Source organism: Neorhizobium populisoli, from assembly GCF_019430945.1.
GTDB lineage: Bacteria > Pseudomonadota > Alphaproteobacteria > Rhizobiales > Rhizobiaceae > Neorhizobium > Neorhizobium populisoli.
Map to the genome: position 1 here is coordinate 662,653 of NZ_JAHYCB010000003.1, position 15,417 is coordinate 678,069.

General features: G+C 62.6%; 10 protein-coding genes. 2 read left to right on the plus strand and 8 right to left on the minus strand.

Annotation, left to right across the window (positions count from 1 at the left end):
- Window positions 1-130: 130 nt before the first annotated feature.
- From KX729_RS11105 to KX729_RS11115, 3 genes are read right to left on the minus strand one after another with little or no spacing between them, the layout of a single operon-like run.
- A complete protein-coding gene (locus tag KX729_RS11105; RefSeq protein WP_219742553.1) occupies window positions 131-1,093 on the minus strand; it encodes a nucleoside hydrolase in 963 nt (320 codons plus the stop codon).
- Window positions 1,094-1,127: 34 nt separating this feature from the next.
- The gene (locus KX729_RS11110; protein WP_219742484.1) at window positions 1,128-4,607 is read right to left on the minus strand and encodes an indolepyruvate ferredoxin oxidoreductase family protein; all 3,480 of its coding nucleotides are present in this window, start codon (window positions 4,605-4,607) and stop codon (window positions 1,128-1,130) included.
- Window positions 4,608-6,035, minus strand: a complete 1,428-nt coding sequence (locus KX729_RS11115) for an FAD-binding oxidoreductase (RefSeq protein ID WP_246617518.1) — start codon at window positions 6,033-6,035, stop codon at window positions 4,608-4,610.
- A gap of 232 nt (window positions 6,036-6,267) precedes the next feature.
- On the opposite strand from KX729_RS11115, the gene KX729_RS11120 reads away from it, so the two are divergent.
- On the plus strand, window positions 6,268-7,023 hold the full coding sequence (locus KX729_RS11120) for a FadR/GntR family transcriptional regulator (RefSeq protein WP_219742485.1): 756 nt from the start codon (window positions 6,268-6,270) through the stop codon (window positions 7,021-7,023).
- 26 nt (window positions 7,024-7,049) lie between these two features.
- On the plus strand, window positions 7,050-8,045 hold the full coding sequence (gene acuI / locus KX729_RS11125; protein ID WP_219742486.1) for an acrylyl-CoA reductase (NADPH): 996 nt from the start codon (window positions 7,050-7,052) through the stop codon (window positions 8,043-8,045).
- 159 nt (window positions 8,046-8,204) lie between these two features.
- Here the strand turns inward: acuI and KX729_RS11130 are convergent, their stop codons facing one another.
- From KX729_RS11130 to KX729_RS11150, 5 genes are read right to left on the minus strand one after another with little or no spacing between them, the layout of a single operon-like run.
- The gene (locus KX729_RS11130) at window positions 8,205-9,581 is read right to left on the minus strand and encodes a M20/M25/M40 family metallo-hydrolase (protein ID WP_219742487.1); all 1,377 of its coding nucleotides are present in this window, start codon (window positions 9,579-9,581) and stop codon (window positions 8,205-8,207) included.
- Between the two features lies 1 nt (window position 9,582).
- Window positions 9,583-11,631, minus strand: coding sequence for a hydantoinase/oxoprolinase family protein (locus tag KX729_RS11135; RefSeq protein ID WP_219742488.1), 2,049 nt, complete (start codon window positions 11,629-11,631; stop codon window positions 9,583-9,585).
- The gene (locus KX729_RS11140; RefSeq protein WP_219742489.1) at window positions 11,618-13,483 is read right to left on the minus strand and encodes a hydantoinase B/oxoprolinase family protein; all 1,866 of its coding nucleotides are present in this window, start codon (window positions 13,481-13,483) and stop codon (window positions 11,618-11,620) included. Before KX729_RS11140 ends, KX729_RS11135 begins: the two co-directional genes overlap by 14 nt.
- Window positions 13,480-14,487, minus strand: a complete 1,008-nt coding sequence (locus KX729_RS11145; protein WP_219742490.1) for an NADPH:quinone reductase — start codon at window positions 14,485-14,487, stop codon at window positions 13,480-13,482. The genes KX729_RS11140 and KX729_RS11145 overlap by 4 nt, the downstream gene beginning before the upstream one ends.
- A 14-nt stretch (window positions 14,488-14,501) precedes the next feature.
- Window positions 14,502-15,404 (minus strand): ABC transporter ATP-binding protein, encoded by a 903-nt coding sequence (locus KX729_RS11150; RefSeq protein ID WP_219742555.1) that lies wholly within the window; start codon window positions 15,402-15,404, stop codon window positions 14,502-14,504.
- Window positions 15,405-15,417 lie beyond the last annotated feature (13 nt).

The following is a 15,417-nucleotide window of genomic DNA, read 5'->3' on the forward strand; positions in this document are numbered from 1 at the left end:
TTTGCTTGTCATAGGAATCCAGCCGACGCGCGTCTGCCCGGCGAAAGACTCTTTTCAGCTCAAAGACTTGAGCGGGCTGGATCTCTGTGACAAGCACAGAGATGACGCAGAGAAAAGGCTTGGCGAAGCATCAAGCAGACGCAGCCGCCCGCCGCGCCGCAATCCCCGCCAGCCGCTCCGTCAGCAGCGCATAAAACCCATCCGCATCCACATCCCGCATGAACATCGCGTTCTTCGGCCGGCCGGTCACGCCCCACCAGTCGGCAACCGTCATGCCTTTGGTCAGTTCGGATTCCGTCTCGATCTCCACATTGCAGAGCCGGCCGGAATAAAGCTCCGGCTTCAACAGATAGGCGATCACGTTCGGATCATGCAGCGGCCCGCCCTCGCTGCCGTATTTCGCTACGTCGAAACGCTCGAAATAATCCAGCCAACCGACCAGAACCTCGGCAAAATGCCCGCCGATCGCCCGGAAGGCATCGACACGGGCGCGCGTCGTCAGCGTTTTGTGCGTCACGTCGAGCGGCATCATCACGATCGGCACGCCCGACCCAAACACCACGGCCGCCGCCTGCGGATCGACATAGATGTTGAATTCCGCCGCCGGCGTGATGTTGCCGCCTTCGAAACAGCCGCCGCCCATCAATACGACCTGCTTGATGCGGCCGACGATTTCAGGCGCCTTGGTAATCGCCTTGCCGAGATTGGTCATCGGCCCGAGCGTGCAGACGGTCACCGTGCCGGTAGGCTCGGTCATCAGCTTCTCGATGATGAAATCGACGCCGTGCTGCTCCTGTAGCGGCATCACCGGATCGGGCAGGTCGGCGCCATCCATGCCGGTCGCGCCATGCACGTATTCTGCCGTGACTAATGTGCCCGACATCGGCTGGCTGCAGCCTGCAAACACCTTGACATCCGGCCGGCCTGCAAGCTCGCAAACCTTGCGGATGTTCACATTGGTCAGCGACAGCGGCACGTTGCCGGCCGCCGCGACGATGCCCAGCACGTCGATTTCCGGACTTCCCAGCGCCAGCAGAATGGCCAGCGCGTCGTCTTGGCCGGGATCGGTGTCGATGATGATCTTCTGGGTCATGCCGGTCATTTTAAGGAAACTCGCTTTCGGGAATTCAGGCTACATGAGTCATCGGTTCGCTGGCACGCAATTTGGCCAGAAGCTCGGCCTTACGCTTGTCGAACCGTTCGACGGAGGAGAGTTTGACGGGGCCGAAACCGCGAACCATATCCGGCAGGCCGGCGAGTTCGACGGCAAGCGCATGATTGCCGGCTTCCAGTCCGGACGAAAGCTCGGCCACCAGCGCAAAATAATCCTCGATCAGCTGCCGCTCCATGCGCCGCTCGGCGGTGCGGCCGAACGGATCGAAGGCAGTGCCGCGCAGGAATTTCAGCTTTTCCAGCACTGCGAAGGCAGATCTGATCCAGCCGCCAAAGGCGATCTTGGCCGGATGGCCGGTGCGCCCATCGATCTTGCGCGAGAAAAGCGGCGGCGCGAGGTGGTGCTTGATCCTAAAATCACCCTCGAACTGCTCGGCAAGCTTCTTTTCAAAGCTGCGATCCCTATGCAGCCGGGCAACCTCGTATTCGTCCTTGTAGGCCATCAGCTTGAAGGCGTTTTTCGCCACCGCTTCGGCAAATCCGGTCATGCCGCGCAAGCACGTTTCGGCATTTTGGGCAACGACAACCAGATCGGCATAACGCTTGGCATAAGCCGCATCCTGATAATCGGTGAGGAAAGCAACGCGCTTCGCAACAATCTCTTCCGGCATGTCGGCCTTCGGCTCCGCCTTCACAAGACCGGCCTCGCGCGCAACGGCCGCGACATCCACAGCCGCCCGCCGACCCCAGCCGAAAGCGGCGCGGTTCATGGCGATGCCCGTACCGTTCAGCTCGATCGCCTTGTCGATCGCCTCAAGGCTGATCGGCACCAGCCCGCGTTGCCAGGCATGGCCGAGCAGCAACATGTTGGCGGCAATCGCATCGCCCATCAGCGCCGTCGCCAGATCGGTCGCCGCAACGGTCTCCACCGCCTCGTCGCCCGCCGCACGGCGCAGCGATTTCAGCGTCGCCTCCTGCCGGAAATCGATTGTCGTGTCCTTCACGAAGGAAGCGGTCGGCGCGAAATGATCGTCGATCACCGCCCGCGTCCTGTTCCTGGCAAACGAGGCCAACGAATTCTTCTGCGCCGCCACGACGATATCGAAGCCAAGCACCAGATCGCTCTCGCCCGGCCCGACCCGCGCCGCGTTGATCTGCGCCGGGTCCTTCGCCAGCCGGATATGCGACACGACGGAGCCGTTTTTCTGCGCCAATCCCGTCTGGTCCAGCGTCACCAGCGCCAAACCGTCGAGCAGCGCCGCCTGAGCGAGGATTGCGCTGACCGTGATGACACCCGTGCCACCGATGCCGGCGAGCAGCATGCTGTAGGGCTTTGAAAAATCCGTCGTGAACACTGGCAACGGCAGATCGTCCATCTTCACCTGTTTCGACTTCACCGCCGGCTTGCGGACACTGCCGCCTTCGACGGTGACGAAGCTCGGACAGAAACCCTTGATGCAGGACAGATCGGTATTGCAGCTGGACTGGTTGATCCGCCGCTTGCGGCCGAACTCGGTTTCCTGCGGCTCGATCGAGATGCAGTTGGAAACGGCGGAACAATCGCCGCATCCTTCGCAGACCAGTTCGTTGATGAACGCGCGTTTGTCGGAAACCGGAAACGCGCCGCGCTTGCGGCGGCGGCGCTTTTCGGCGGCACAGACCTGATCGTAGATCAGCACGGTAACGCCTGGAATTTCCCGCAACTCCCGCTGCACGGCATCCAGCTCATCACGGTGATGGACGGAAACTTCGCGCGGCAGGTTGCCCTGCCAGACTTCCGGCCGCTCGGCGACAACCACGACGCGCTTTGCCCCTTCCGCCAGCATCTGCCCGACAATGCCGGGCACCGTGACGTCACCGTCATGCTTCTGTCCGCCGGTCATCGCGACGGCGTCGTTATAAAGGATCTTGTAGGTGGCATTCACCTTCGCGGCGATCCCGGCGCGGATGGCGAGCAGGCCGGAATGGAAATAGGTGCCGTCGCCCATGTTGACGAAAATATGCTTCTCGTCGGTGAATTGCGAAAGCCCGATCCACGCCCCGCCCTCACCCCCCATCTGGGTAAAGGTCGAGGTGTTGCGATCCTCGTTGCCGATGATCATCATGTGACAGCCGATACCGGTAGAGGCACGACTACCGGCCGGCAGGCGGGTGGAAACACTGTGCGGACAGCCGGAACAAAAATACGCCTCGCGCTTCAACGCCGTCGCCTCTAGGCCAAGCGCCGCCGTCATCTCATCCACGAAACGCGCCTTGGCGGCCAGATCGTCATCCAGCACACCAAGCCGCGAGAGAATGGCGCGGGCGACGGAGAGCGTGTTGATCTCACCGATCGCCTGCAGCAGCGTTTCATTCGTTTCGCCAACCTTGCCGAACACGCGAGGACGCTGGCTATCCGGCAGGTTGAAGAGCTGCGCCTTGATCTGGTCTTCGAGGATAGAGCGCTTCTCTTCCACCACCAGCACGTCATCAACGCCGGCCGCAAACTCCGCAATGCCCTGTGGCTCCAGCGGCCAGACCATGCCGACCTTGTAAAGCCGGATGCCAAGCTGCCTCGCGCGAACCTCGTCGATGCCGAGCAACGCCAGCGCACCCATCAGATCAAGCCAGGATTTTCCGGTCGAGACGATGCCGAGTTTTACCCGACCATCCCCACCCCAAATAGAGCGATCGATCTTGTTGGCGCGCGCAAAAGCCTGCACGGCCAGCATCTTCCGCTCCAGCCGAAGCTCCATCGCATGCGGCCCGTCCGGCCAGCGCAGCGACAGCCCATCCGGCGCAAACGTCTCATCCGGAACGATGATCTTGGGACTCTCAGGATCGAGATCCACCGTCGCCGAACATTCGACGATTTCCGTCTGGCATTTGAAACCGATCCAGGCACCGGAATAGCGGCTCATGGCAATGCCAAGCAGCCCGTATTCGACATATTCGCCCACACCGGCTGGCGAGAGCAGCGGCACCATGGCGGAGATCAGATTGTGCTCGCTCTGATGCGGCAGCGTCGAGGACACCGCACCGTGATCGTCGCCGACAAGAAGCAGCACGCCGCCATTCGGATCGGTGCCGACGGCATTCGCATGCCGGATCACGTCCATGCTGCGATCGACGCCCGGCCCCTTGCCGTACCACATGGCAAACACGCCGTCGTAACGCGCGCCCTGGAACATGCCGGTCTGCTGCGTGCCCCAGACGGCGGTCGCCGCCATGTCCTCGTTGAGGCCTGGCTGGAACTTGATATGCGCCGCGTCGAGATACTTTTTCGCCTTGCCCATCTCACGGTCGAAGCTCGCCAAGGGCGAGCCGCGATAGCCGGAAACGTAACCCGCCGTATTCAGCCCCTTGGTCAGATCTCGGCTCCGCTGGATCATCGGCAGGCGGATCAGCGCTTGCGTGCCCGACACCAGGATACGGCCCTTTTCCAGCGTATAGCGATCATCAAGACTTATCTTGCGATCTTGGGAAAGGGTATCCGGTGTCGGGTGAATGGACATCTAGTGCTGCTCCAGCGCCCCGCCGAACGAGGCTGGCGCCTCGAAGACACGGCCGCGATTGAGGATATAATTGGGGTCGAACGCCGTCTTCATCCGCCGCATCGTGGCAATCTCGGCTTCGCTTCGGGCGTATTTCAGATAGTGCTTCTTGTCCGTGCCGATGCCATGTTCGGCCGAAACCCCGCCGCCGACCTTCTGGATACCGGAGAAGATCACTTCGGCGATCGCCTCATAGTGATCGGTGAACATGCAATAGTGCAGGTTGCCGTCGCCCATATGGCCGAAAATATAGGTTTGGTTCTCGGGATCGATCGCGTCGATCGGCACCTTCACCGTGTCCAAGAATTCCTGCATCCGGCCGAGCGGCACGGAAATATCGAAGCCGATCAGCACGCCATTGCTGAACAGGAAATCGTTGATGCCGTCGCGGATCGCCCAGAGCGCCTGCGATTCTCGCATCGAGTTGGACAGCACGACATCCGTCGCCAGCCCATCTTCAATCGCCTGCGCAAGGGCTGCCTCGAAACGCTCATTGTCCTGATCCGGCGACTGGCCCTGGATCTCAATCATCGCATACATGCCCGCACCGGTTTCCACCGGCGGGCGGATGCCCATGTAATTGACGGTCTTCTCGTAAATGTTCGGAAACAGCAGCTCGAACGCAGACAGCAGACCGGAAAGCTCGACGCGCAGACGTGCCAGAAGCTCCTGCACCGCCGCGAGCGAAGGCAGCGCCACGAAGGCATTGCGCTCGATCTTCGGCTTCGGATGCAGTTTCAGGCAGGCGCGGGTGACCACACCGATCGTGCCTTCCGTACCGATGAACAGCGGGCTGAGGTTATAACCGGAATTGTCCTTCGGCAGGCCTTTGAGCGACGAGATGATCGTGCCATCCGCCAGCACCGCCTCGACGCCCATCACCTGCGCCCGGTACATGCCGTACCGCAAAACGCGGATACCGCCGGCATTGGTGCCGATATTGCCGCCGACTGTCGCCGTGCCGCGTGCGCCGATATCGACGCCGAAATAGAGGTTTTCGTGATCTGCCGCCTGCTGGATGATCTGCATCGGCGTGCCGGCCCCAGCAATGATCGTCTGCGCCGCCTTGTCGATCGCGTCCACGCCGTTCAACCGCTCCAGCGACAGCGACACCTCACCCGCCTCCGGCCGCGAAGCCCCGGACAGGCCCGTGCGCCCGCCTTGCACCACGATCGGCTGACCGACCGCATTGGCGGCGGCGAGAATGACAGAAACATCCTGCGTATTGCGCGGGCGCAGCACCGCAAGCGGCATCGCCCCCTTGGCCGTCGCATCGGCCGCATACCCTTCGGAAATCGCATCTCCGAGCAGAATGGCCGCGGAATCGAGCTTGCCTTCAAGGCTTTTAAGCAACTGGTTTACGCGGTCGGACGATGCGCGATCGGACAAGGATACCCTCCCATTTGTACGGGCGTGATCGGCCACGGCATCATGCCGGGCCTCAGCCATTTCGCGCATATTCTTCCCCTTGCCTTGGCGGCTTTGCAAGAGACGTTATTCCCAATCTTCTATTTGTCAAACCTATATTTAAATAGCGATAGCTTTTCGGATTAGGGCGTGGCATGACTTGTATGGGAGATACGGCCGGAACAGGCCGGCACGCTTTGGGGAAGGCAACGACATGATCCTCAAATATGACGAGGTTGTCCGCACGGGCATTGCCAAACAGGTGGCCGACAATATCCGCTCGGCGATCATGGATGGCCGCCTGAAGGTGGATGAGCGCCTGCCGACCGAGGAAGACCTGGCCAAAAGCTTCGGTATTTCCCGCCCGACTGTGCGCGAAGCACTGAAACGCCTTGCCGCCCAGAACCTCATCCACTCCAAGCGCGGCCCGACCGGCGGCAATTTCGTCAAGCGACCAGATCCGGAAGGCCTGTCTAAGGCGATCACCGGTGCCGCCACACTGCTGGTCGGCATCGGCGCCTTCGATATTGAAGAGATCATCACCGCTCGGCTGGAAACGGAAACCGTCTGCTGCCGCCTCGCCACCGAAAACCGCAGCGAAACTGATCTTGCCGCCATGCAGGCGGAAATCGCCGTGCAGCAAGACGAGGCGATCAGCGACGAGGATTTCTGTGCCTCCGACGTGCGCTTTCACCGCGCGCTGGTGGAATCCACCGGCAATGGCCCGATGAAGCTGATGATGTACACGGTGATCGAGGCCTTCATCCCGATCACCAACATGATCGTCTTCCGCGTCCGCGAGCGCCGGCAGGTCGCATCGCTGCATCAGGAAATCCTCGATGCCATAAGCAATCGCGATGCGGCCAAGGCCGCCGATGCTCTGGCCCGTCTGCTCGCCTATGTGCGGGAAACATATTCGGCCGTGCTTGAAGCGCGTGCCAAACGCGAGGCCACACCAGCCTCCGCCTGAACCATCATAAAACCGGGAGAGATTTCATGACAGAGACCTTCAGAGCCATGGTGATCGACGCCATCGACGGCAAGCCGAAAGGCGTGTTCCGCGACATCTCGATCGCAGAACTCCCGGACAACGACGTCCTCGTCGAGATCGCTTATTCGACGCTGAACTACAAGGATGGCCTCGCCATTTCCGGCAAGGGTCGCATTGCCCGCCGCATGCCGATGATCGCCGGCATCGACCTTTCCGGCACCGTCGTCGAATCCCGCTCGCCGGAATGGAAGCCCGGCGACAAGGTGGTGCTGAACGGCTGGGGCCTCTCGGAAACCGAATGGGGCACCTATGGCCGCTACCAGCGCGTCAAGGCCGAATGGCTGATCCCGCTGCCGGATGCTTTTTCTATGCAACAGGCCATGGCGATCGGCACCGCCGGTTACACCTCGGCACTCTGCGTTGATGCGCTGGAAAAATGGGGCTCGATCAAGCCAGGCGACGGCGAGGTACTGGTAACGGGTGCCGCCGGCGGCGTCGGCTCGGTGGCGATCGCATTGCTCGCCGCCCGCGGCTACAACGTCACCGCCTCCACCGGCCGCCCGGAAACCCGTGACTACCTCGCTTCGCTCGGCGCCACGAACTTCATCGACCGCGCCACGTTGTCGGAAAAGGGCGGCCCGCTGCAGAAGGAACGCTGGACAGGCGGTGTCGATAGCGTCGGCTCCACGACGCTTGCGAATGCGCTGGCCCAGACGGTGCGCGGTGGAGCGATTGCGGCGTGTGGGCTTGCCGGTGGGGCGGACCTTCCGGGCACGGTGCTGCCGCATATCCTGCGCGCAGTGACATTGATCGGGGTAGATTCGGTGATGGCCTCGCGGGAGCAGCGGCTTGCAGCTTGGGGAAGGCTGGCGCGGGATCTGGATAAGGCGAAGCTCGACAAGATGACGACGGTGGAGCCGATGTCGAATCTGCCGCAATTGGCGGAGGATATCGTTGCCGGGAAGGTGCGCGGGCGCGTTGTGATTGATGTGATGAAATAAGTTAGGCGTTTGCCCCTCACCCTAACCCTCTCCCCGCTTGCGGGGAGAGGGGACGTACCCCAAGCCTCCGTCAGAGAGTGAGAAGAACAGTGCGGCACATCTCCTTCTCCCTGCGGGCGGGGAGAAGGTGGCGGCAGCCGGATGAGGGGCTGCTCGGCCCTACATCTTCATCTCACCCAGCTTCGTCAGCAGCGCCGCCCCGGTCTTGATCCCGTCGATAAACAAGTCGATCTTCAGGTTCTCATTCGGCGCATGGTTCGCCTCATCCGCATTCGCATAAGGCACCACAAACGCCGGCTTCTTCAGGATCTTCGTGAACACGTAATCCGGCAGCGACCCACCCACGGTCGGATAAAGCAGCGGCTCCACCCCGCGCGCCGTGAAGATCGCATCCTGGATCACCGGTGCAAACGGGCTGTCCATCGGTGTCTTGGAGGGAAGCATGGCGTTCTGCGGCACGAATTCCACGTCCGGCGCGTGCTTCTCCACATGCGCCCGCACCTTCTCGAACACGTAGTCCGGCGTCAGGCTTTCGACCAGCCGGATATCGCACTTGGCAAACGCTTCACAGGGCAGAACCGTCTTCTGGCCCGGCCCGCCATAACCGCCATGCAGGCCGTTGATCGTCAGCGTCGGATGGAACATCAGCCGGTCGAAATAACCGCGGTCCAGCGGCTGGTCGAGTTCCTTGATGCCGAGATCGGCCTTGATCGCATCGAGATCGAGCGGCAGTTTGTCCACCGCGTCGCGCTCCATATTGGTCGGCGGCACGACGACATCATGCAGTCCGTCGATGGTGATCTCGCCGCGCTCGTTCTTCATGGTGGCGAGCAGATGCACCAGCTTCCAGATCGCATTCGGCATGACGCCGCCGAAATTGCCGGAATGGGCATCGCGATTGGCGGTCTTGGAGCGCAACTCGAAAGACGCCACCCCGCGCACGCCAAATGTGATGATCGGCGTGTCGCTCTCATGCAGCGGCCCATCCGAGGTAACGACCAGATCGGCGGCATTCAGCTTGTCGGCATGTTCGCGCACGAATTCGGCAATATGCGGGCTGCCGATCTCCTCTTCGCCTTCGAGCAGGAAGATGACGTTGCAGGGCAGCTCGCCGGTGATCTTCAGATGCGATTCCAGCGCCATCAGCTGCGCGAAATGCTGGCCCTTGTTGTCGCCGATGCCGCGCGCATAGATGCGCCCGTTGCGGATGGTCGGCTCGAACGGCGGGCTGTCCCACAGCTCATAAGGTTCCGGCGGCTGCACGTCGTAATGACCGTAAAGCAGTACGGTCGGTTTGCCCGGTTGCTTTTCCATGCGGCCGAGAACCATCGGATGGTTCTTGGTCGCAATGGTCGTCGCCTCCATGCCCATGCCGTTCAGCATATCGACAAGGATCGCCGCAACCTCCTTGATGCCATTGTTCTGGGCGCTGATCGAGGGGTGGCGGACATAGTCCATCACCCGCTCGATGAAGCTTTCGCGGTTTTCGTCGATATGGGCGAATATCCGGTCCAGATCGGCCTGCTGTTCGGTCATGTCATGCATCCTGCTTGCGGGTCAGAAGAAGGGCGCCGGACCGGTGAACCATGCCGGTCCAGCCGGGGGCGACCAGCGTCGTCGTATCGAGCTGGGTAAGGATCATCGGGCCCGCGAACGTGGCACCCGCACCAAGCGTGGAGCGATCGACGACCGGAACGCTCGTCAAACCGCTTTCGAAATGCACCGGAGCATGGTCGAACGGCGTCACAGTAGAACCAGTCTCAAGCTTTGCCGGCGGCGGCTCGATCGTGATGCCGGCCGCTTCGACGCGCAGGGTGACAAGCTCGATCGAGGTATCCAGCGTGAAGCCATAAAGCGCCTTGTGCTCGGCGGCAAAGGCAGCCTCGATCGCCTCGCGGGTCTCGCCCCAGGTCACGGCAAGCTCGCCGCCCTGACCGTGATAGCGCAGCAGCGCTACAGTCTGCACGCGACGGTCCTTTTCGGCAACGCCCTCCGTCTCGAACCATGCGGTCGCCTGGCTCTTCAGTTCGGCAATGATACCGTTGGCAGTGCCGACATCGATAGCACCCGCCTTCGGCAGCGTGCGGCTGAACTCGGCCTTGAGATCGGCGGCGAGCAGACCGTCGGCGCACAGAATGCCCGGTGCGGGCGCGATCAGGACGCGGGTGATGCCAAGCAGTTCGGCCAGCGCGCAGCCATGCAGCGGGCCTGCCCCGCCAAACGGCATCAGCGTGAAATCACGCGGATCATGTCCGCGCTCGACCGATACGACACGCACTGCGCCAACCATGTTGTTGTCGACAATGGCGAGAATGCCGCGCGCTGCAGCAGCGGTCGAGAGCCCGAGCGGGCCGGCAACCTTTTCGTCCACGACCTTGCGGGCCGCCTCGACATCGAGCGCCATGCGGCCGCCGAGCAGTTTCGAGGGTAGATGGCCGAGCATGACATGCGCATCGGTAACCGTGGGGTTCTGCCCGCCATGACCATAGGCCGCCGGACCCGGACGCGCGCCGGCGCTCTGGGGGCCAACGGAGAGTGTGCCATCCGCCACCTTGGCGATCGAACCGCCACCGGCACCGATCGTCACCATATCGACCATCGGCAGCGGCAGCGGCCATTCGCCGACCTTGCCGTTCTGGGTCAGACCAATCTTGCCATCCTTGATGAGGCAGATATCCGCGCTGGTGCCGCCGATATCGACGGTAATGATATCCTTGATGCCGCACACCGCCGCAACCGAGCGCGCACCGACCACGCCGGCGGCGGGACCGGACAGCGCCGTCAGCGCCGGTGCCTGCCGGATGGTCGAGGCGCCGGCCACGCCGCCGTTCGACTGCATCAGCAGCAGCGGTGCCGCGACCTTCTCATCCTCCAGCCGCTTTTCCAGCCGGCCGACATAGGTGGTGACGCCGGGCATGACGGTGGCGTTCAGCACCGTCGTCAGCGTCCGTTCGAACTCACGCACCACCGGCAGCACGTCGGTGGAAGTGGTGACGGCGAGATGCGGCAGTTCCTCGCGCAGGATTTCGGCCGCGCGCTTCTCATGCGCCGGGTTGGCGAAGGCATGCAGCAGGCAGACACCGACCGCCTCGACATCCATGCCGCGGATCGCTTCCGCCGCCTTGCGCACGCTGGCTTCGTCCAGCGCGTCGATCACGGCGCCGCCGGCCGCGATGCGCTCATTCACCTCGACGATGCGCGAGGCCGGCACCGGCCGTTCGGGTTTCACCCAGGTATAGAGGTTAGCCTTGCGGGGAATATCCTGCCGGCCGATGTTCAGCACGTGGCGGAAGCCGCGGGTGGTGACAAGAGCGGTGCGGGCGCCCTTGTCTTCCAGGATCATGTTGGTGGCGACGGTCGTTCCGTGCAGAACCTGGCCGAGCGATGCGGCTTCACGGCCCGCATCGGCCAGCGCCAGCCGGATGCCGTTCAGGAATGCTTCCGACGGGTCGGAGGGCACGCTCGGTGTCTTTGCCCGCCAGACCTTGCCGGTTGCGCGGTCGAGAAGCGCGACGTCGGTGAAAGTGCCGCCGATATCGACTGCGACTGCCAAGGACGTATCAACTGAGGTTTCAAGCGAGGACATCGACATACTCCTGACGATGGAATGCACGGGTGGCGGGACGATTGGCGCGCAGTGCTGCCGTCGCCGCTTCATCGATCTTGTTGCCGTTCATGACGACGCCATAGAGGCGCTCGGCCGCTTCGGTGCTGACGAAACCGCCGAGAACGTCCTCGAGAGCCGCGTCGAGATCGCGGTCGAACGGATGGCCGTAGCCGCCGCCTCCCCCGGTCTCCATGCGCAGGATGTCGCCCTTGACCAGCTTGTTGCCGTCCGAAAGCGGCGCGAGAATGCGCTGGTCCGGCTTGCCGGGGTTAATGGTGACGCGGCCGGTGCCACCACCCATGCCACCATGAATGCCCCAGGGCGGGTTCTTGACGCTGTCGATGCGCACGGCGAGCATCATGTCCTCTGCGAGGATCTCGTATTCGCGAATGATACCGCAACCGCCGCGGAATTTGCCGGCCCCGCCGGAATTTTTGACGATACCGTAAGTGCGCAACCTCACCGGATAACCGACCTCGAGAAATTCGACCGGATAGTTTTCCTGGGCCACGAAATAGACGGCGTCTATGCCATCCGCATTCGGCCGAGCGCCGTAACCCACACCGATGCCATCCGCCAGCAGGAAGCGCTTCAGGTCGCCCGCGTCATCCTTATAATTGCCGCGCATGATGGTGATGACATAGGCGGAATTGGCAGCCGGCGCCTTGCCGCCCGCGGTATTGATCAAGCCGTTCAGCGCCGAAAGCACACGCATCATCGTCAACCCGCGCATGCCGAGCGAGGCCGGAAAATTCGGCTGCAGGAACGATCCCTGGCGAAGGCGCACATCATTGAGCGCCTGCGGACCGCCGGCATTGCAGACCTGCGCCGGATCGCCGCCGAGATAAAACAGCCCGAGCGCCATGCCCGGCACGCCACGGTTCATCAGGAAATTGACCGGCCCCGGCGTTTGGTCGTCGGATTCGGTCGCATCGAAGATGAACCGGTCCTCGCCGTCAGCGCCCTTTTCGCGGGTCAGCGCGAAACGCATCTTGAACGGCCCGTTACCGTGGCCGTCCGTGTCGATCGCATCGGTGAACCGGTGCGTGCCGTAGTCGAAGGTCTCGGCAAGCTTGGTGCGAACGAGCTTACGCGTGCGGGTTAGCAACTGCGCCAGCGCATCACCGACGACGTCGGAGCCGAACCGATCTAGGATTTCGCCGATGCGCTTGACGCCCACATCGACGCTCGCCATCAGCGCCCGCATGTCGCCGATGCTCTGTTCGGGGAAACGGGAATTGCGATGGAAGATATCGAGCGTTGCCTCGTTGGTGACGCCACCATCGATCAATTTGGTGACCGGGATGATGATGCCTTCCTGATAGATATCGGTGGCATCGGGGCTGATCGAACCCGGCCGCATGCCGCCGATATCGGCGAAATGCGCCCAGCTCATCACGAAGGCGCAACGCTTGCCATCCTTGAAGACCGGCGCCAGCAGCACCTGGTCGTTGGAGTGGGACACCGCGCCGCGTGAACCGTAGCAGTCGTTATACCAGTAGAGATCGCCCGGCTTCATCGTATCGGCCGGGAACTTGTCGAACACCGGCCCGGTCATGTCGCCGAATACCGGCACCATGGAGCCGACCGCCATCACGCCATCGCCATCGAACAGAGCGGTATAAAAGTCCTTCTTCTCGCGGATGAAGGCGGAGATCGCCGTGCGCTCCAGCAGCGCCTCCATTTCCGACTGCGCGGCGGCAATCGCCCCGCGGATGATTTCGAGCGAGACGGGATCGCAGACGGTCCCTTCCGGTTTCGTACGCTCTTGTGGATTGTACATGTCAGAGCCCTCAGTGAATGCCTTGGAATGGGTGGAAGGAGGCGTCATCCGGCGCCTCCGATCAGGACGACGACATTGCCGAGGCCGCCGCGCTCGACGCGCTCATGGGCCTTGGCAATGTCGGAAAGTGGAAACGTAGCGCCGATCGCGACCTTAAGCCTGCCGACATCGGCCATGTTCGCGATCATCTTTTCACCGGCCAGCCGCTGGTCCTCCGGGATCAGAAAACCCTGGATGAAACGCAGGTTGGCGCCTTTGCTGGCGAAAGCGTAATAGGGCAGCACCGGCGTCGGGTTGCTGGACGACGAATAGGCGGCGACGGTGCCGTTGCGCTTCAGCACGGCCGCGTCGAGTTCCAGATTGGCGCCGAAATCCACCTCGACAATGCGATCGACACCCTGCCCGCCCGTCAATTCAAGAATGCGGGCGGTTACGTCTTCCGTCTTGCGATTGAGGGCAGCAAAAGCGCCCGCGTCAACCACATGCGCGGCAGCTTCGGGATTGCTCACCGTTCCGATCACCCGCGCGCCTCCGGCCACCGCCATCTGCACGGCAAAATGACCGACCGCGCCGGCCGCGCCATTGACGAAAATCGTCTGGCCGGTGACCGGGCCATCGGCAAAAACGGCCCGATAGGCGGTCATTGCCGGCACGCCAAGATTGGCGCCGTCGGCATAGGTCAGGCTGTCCGCCAGCTTCACCGCCTGATGCGAGGCAATGGCGATAAATTCGGCTGCGGTGCCGAAAGCGCGGCCTGCCTCACCATACCCGCCCTGAGCATTCCACATCCAGACGCGTTCGCCGATACGCGATGGATCGACACCCTCGCCGACTGCGATGATCTGCCCCGCGCCGTCCGTATGCGGAACGACCAGCGGGTGACCCATGCCCATGCCGCGCCAGCCACCGCGGCGCTTCACATCGGCCGGGTTGATGCCCGATGCATGCACGCGCACCAGCACCTCACCGGGGCCGGCGACAGGTGCCGCCATCTCGCCGACGGAGAGAACCTCCGCGGCAGGACCGGTGCGTGTGTAGGTAGCGGCTAACATTCGAAAAACTCCGATCAGAACAGGTGGCAGGCGACAAGCCGGGAACCGACAGGTCGCGGCTGCGGTACTTCCGCGGCGCAACGCGCATGCGCGGCCGGACACCGGTCGCGGAAAACGCAGCCGGACGGCGGATTGCGCGGGTCCGGCGCACCACGGCCGATCGGCAGCGGGTCGTGGCTCTGGTCCGGATTGGGCACCGGCACGGCGGCGACCAGCGCCTTGGTGTAAGGGTGCAGCGGCTCGTGGACGATGTCCTCGGTCGGCCCGTCCTCCATGATCCGCCCGAGATACATGACGATCGTCCGCTCGCAGACGTAACGCACCAGCGCCAGATCGTGGCTGATATAGATCGCCGTCAGTCCCAGCCGGTCGCGCACGTCGCGGAAGACATTGAGCACGCCGGCGCGCACCGACACATCGAGCATCGACACCGGCTCGTCGGCCACCACGAATTCCGGCTGCAGGATCAGCGCCCGCGCCATCACGACACGCTGCAGCTGACCGCCGGAAAGCTGGTGCGGATACCGGTCGAGGAATTGCGCCGGCTCAGGCAGTTTCACCAGTTCCAGCGATTTGATGATGCGATCTTCGCGTTCGGCTTTCGGAATACCGGCATTTTCCAGCGGCTCCGCCAATGTCTGCCGAATGCTGAAACGCGGATTGATCGCGTCGAACGGGTTCTGGAAGATCAGCTGCGCCTTGGAGCGAAAACTCTTCAACTCCTTGCGCCGGATCTTGGAAAGCTCCTCGCCGCCAAAATGGATCGAGCCACCGGTAATGTCTTCCAGTTTCAGCAGAAGCCGACCCATCGAGGTCTTGCCGCAACCGGATTCGCCGAGCAGGCCGACGCTTTCTCCCCGGCGGATATCGAAACTCACGCCGTCGACCGCCTTGACCACTGTCGACTTGCCACGCATGGCCGCAAACGCG

Bases quoted from the DNA above. Each gene is read 5' to 3' on its own strand.
- KX729_RS11145 (WP_219742490.1), bottom strand. From the start codon at position 14,487: ATGTTAGCCGCTACCTACACACGCACCGGTCCTGCCGCGGAGGTTCTC.
- KX729_RS11110 (WP_219742484.1), bottom strand. From the start codon at position 4,607: ATGTCCATTCACCCGACACCGGATACCCTTTCCCAAGATCGCAAGATA.
- KX729_RS11120 (WP_219742485.1), top strand. From the start codon at position 6,268: ATGATCCTCAAATATGACGAGGTTGTCCGCACGGGCATTGCCAAACAG.
- KX729_RS11150 (WP_219742555.1), bottom strand. From the start codon at position 15,404: ATGCGTGGCAAGTCGACAGTGGTCAAGGCGGTCGACGGCGTGAGTTTC.
- KX729_RS11130 (WP_219742487.1), bottom strand. From the start codon at position 9,581: ATGACCGAACAGCAGGCCGATCTGGACCGGATATTCGCCCATATCGAC.
- KX729_RS11135 (WP_219742488.1), bottom strand. From the start codon at position 11,631: ATGTCCTCGCTTGAAACCTCAGTTGATACGTCCTTGGCAGTCGCAGTC.
- acuI (WP_219742486.1), top strand. From the start codon at position 7,050: ATGACAGAGACCTTCAGAGCCATGGTGATCGACGCCATCGACGGCAAG.
- KX729_RS11140 (WP_219742489.1), bottom strand. From the start codon at position 13,483: ATGACGCCTCCTTCCACCCATTCCAAGGCATTCACTGAGGGCTCTGAC.
- KX729_RS11105 (WP_219742553.1), bottom strand. From the start codon at position 1,093: ATGACCCAGAAGATCATCATCGACACCGATCCCGGCCAAGACGACGCG.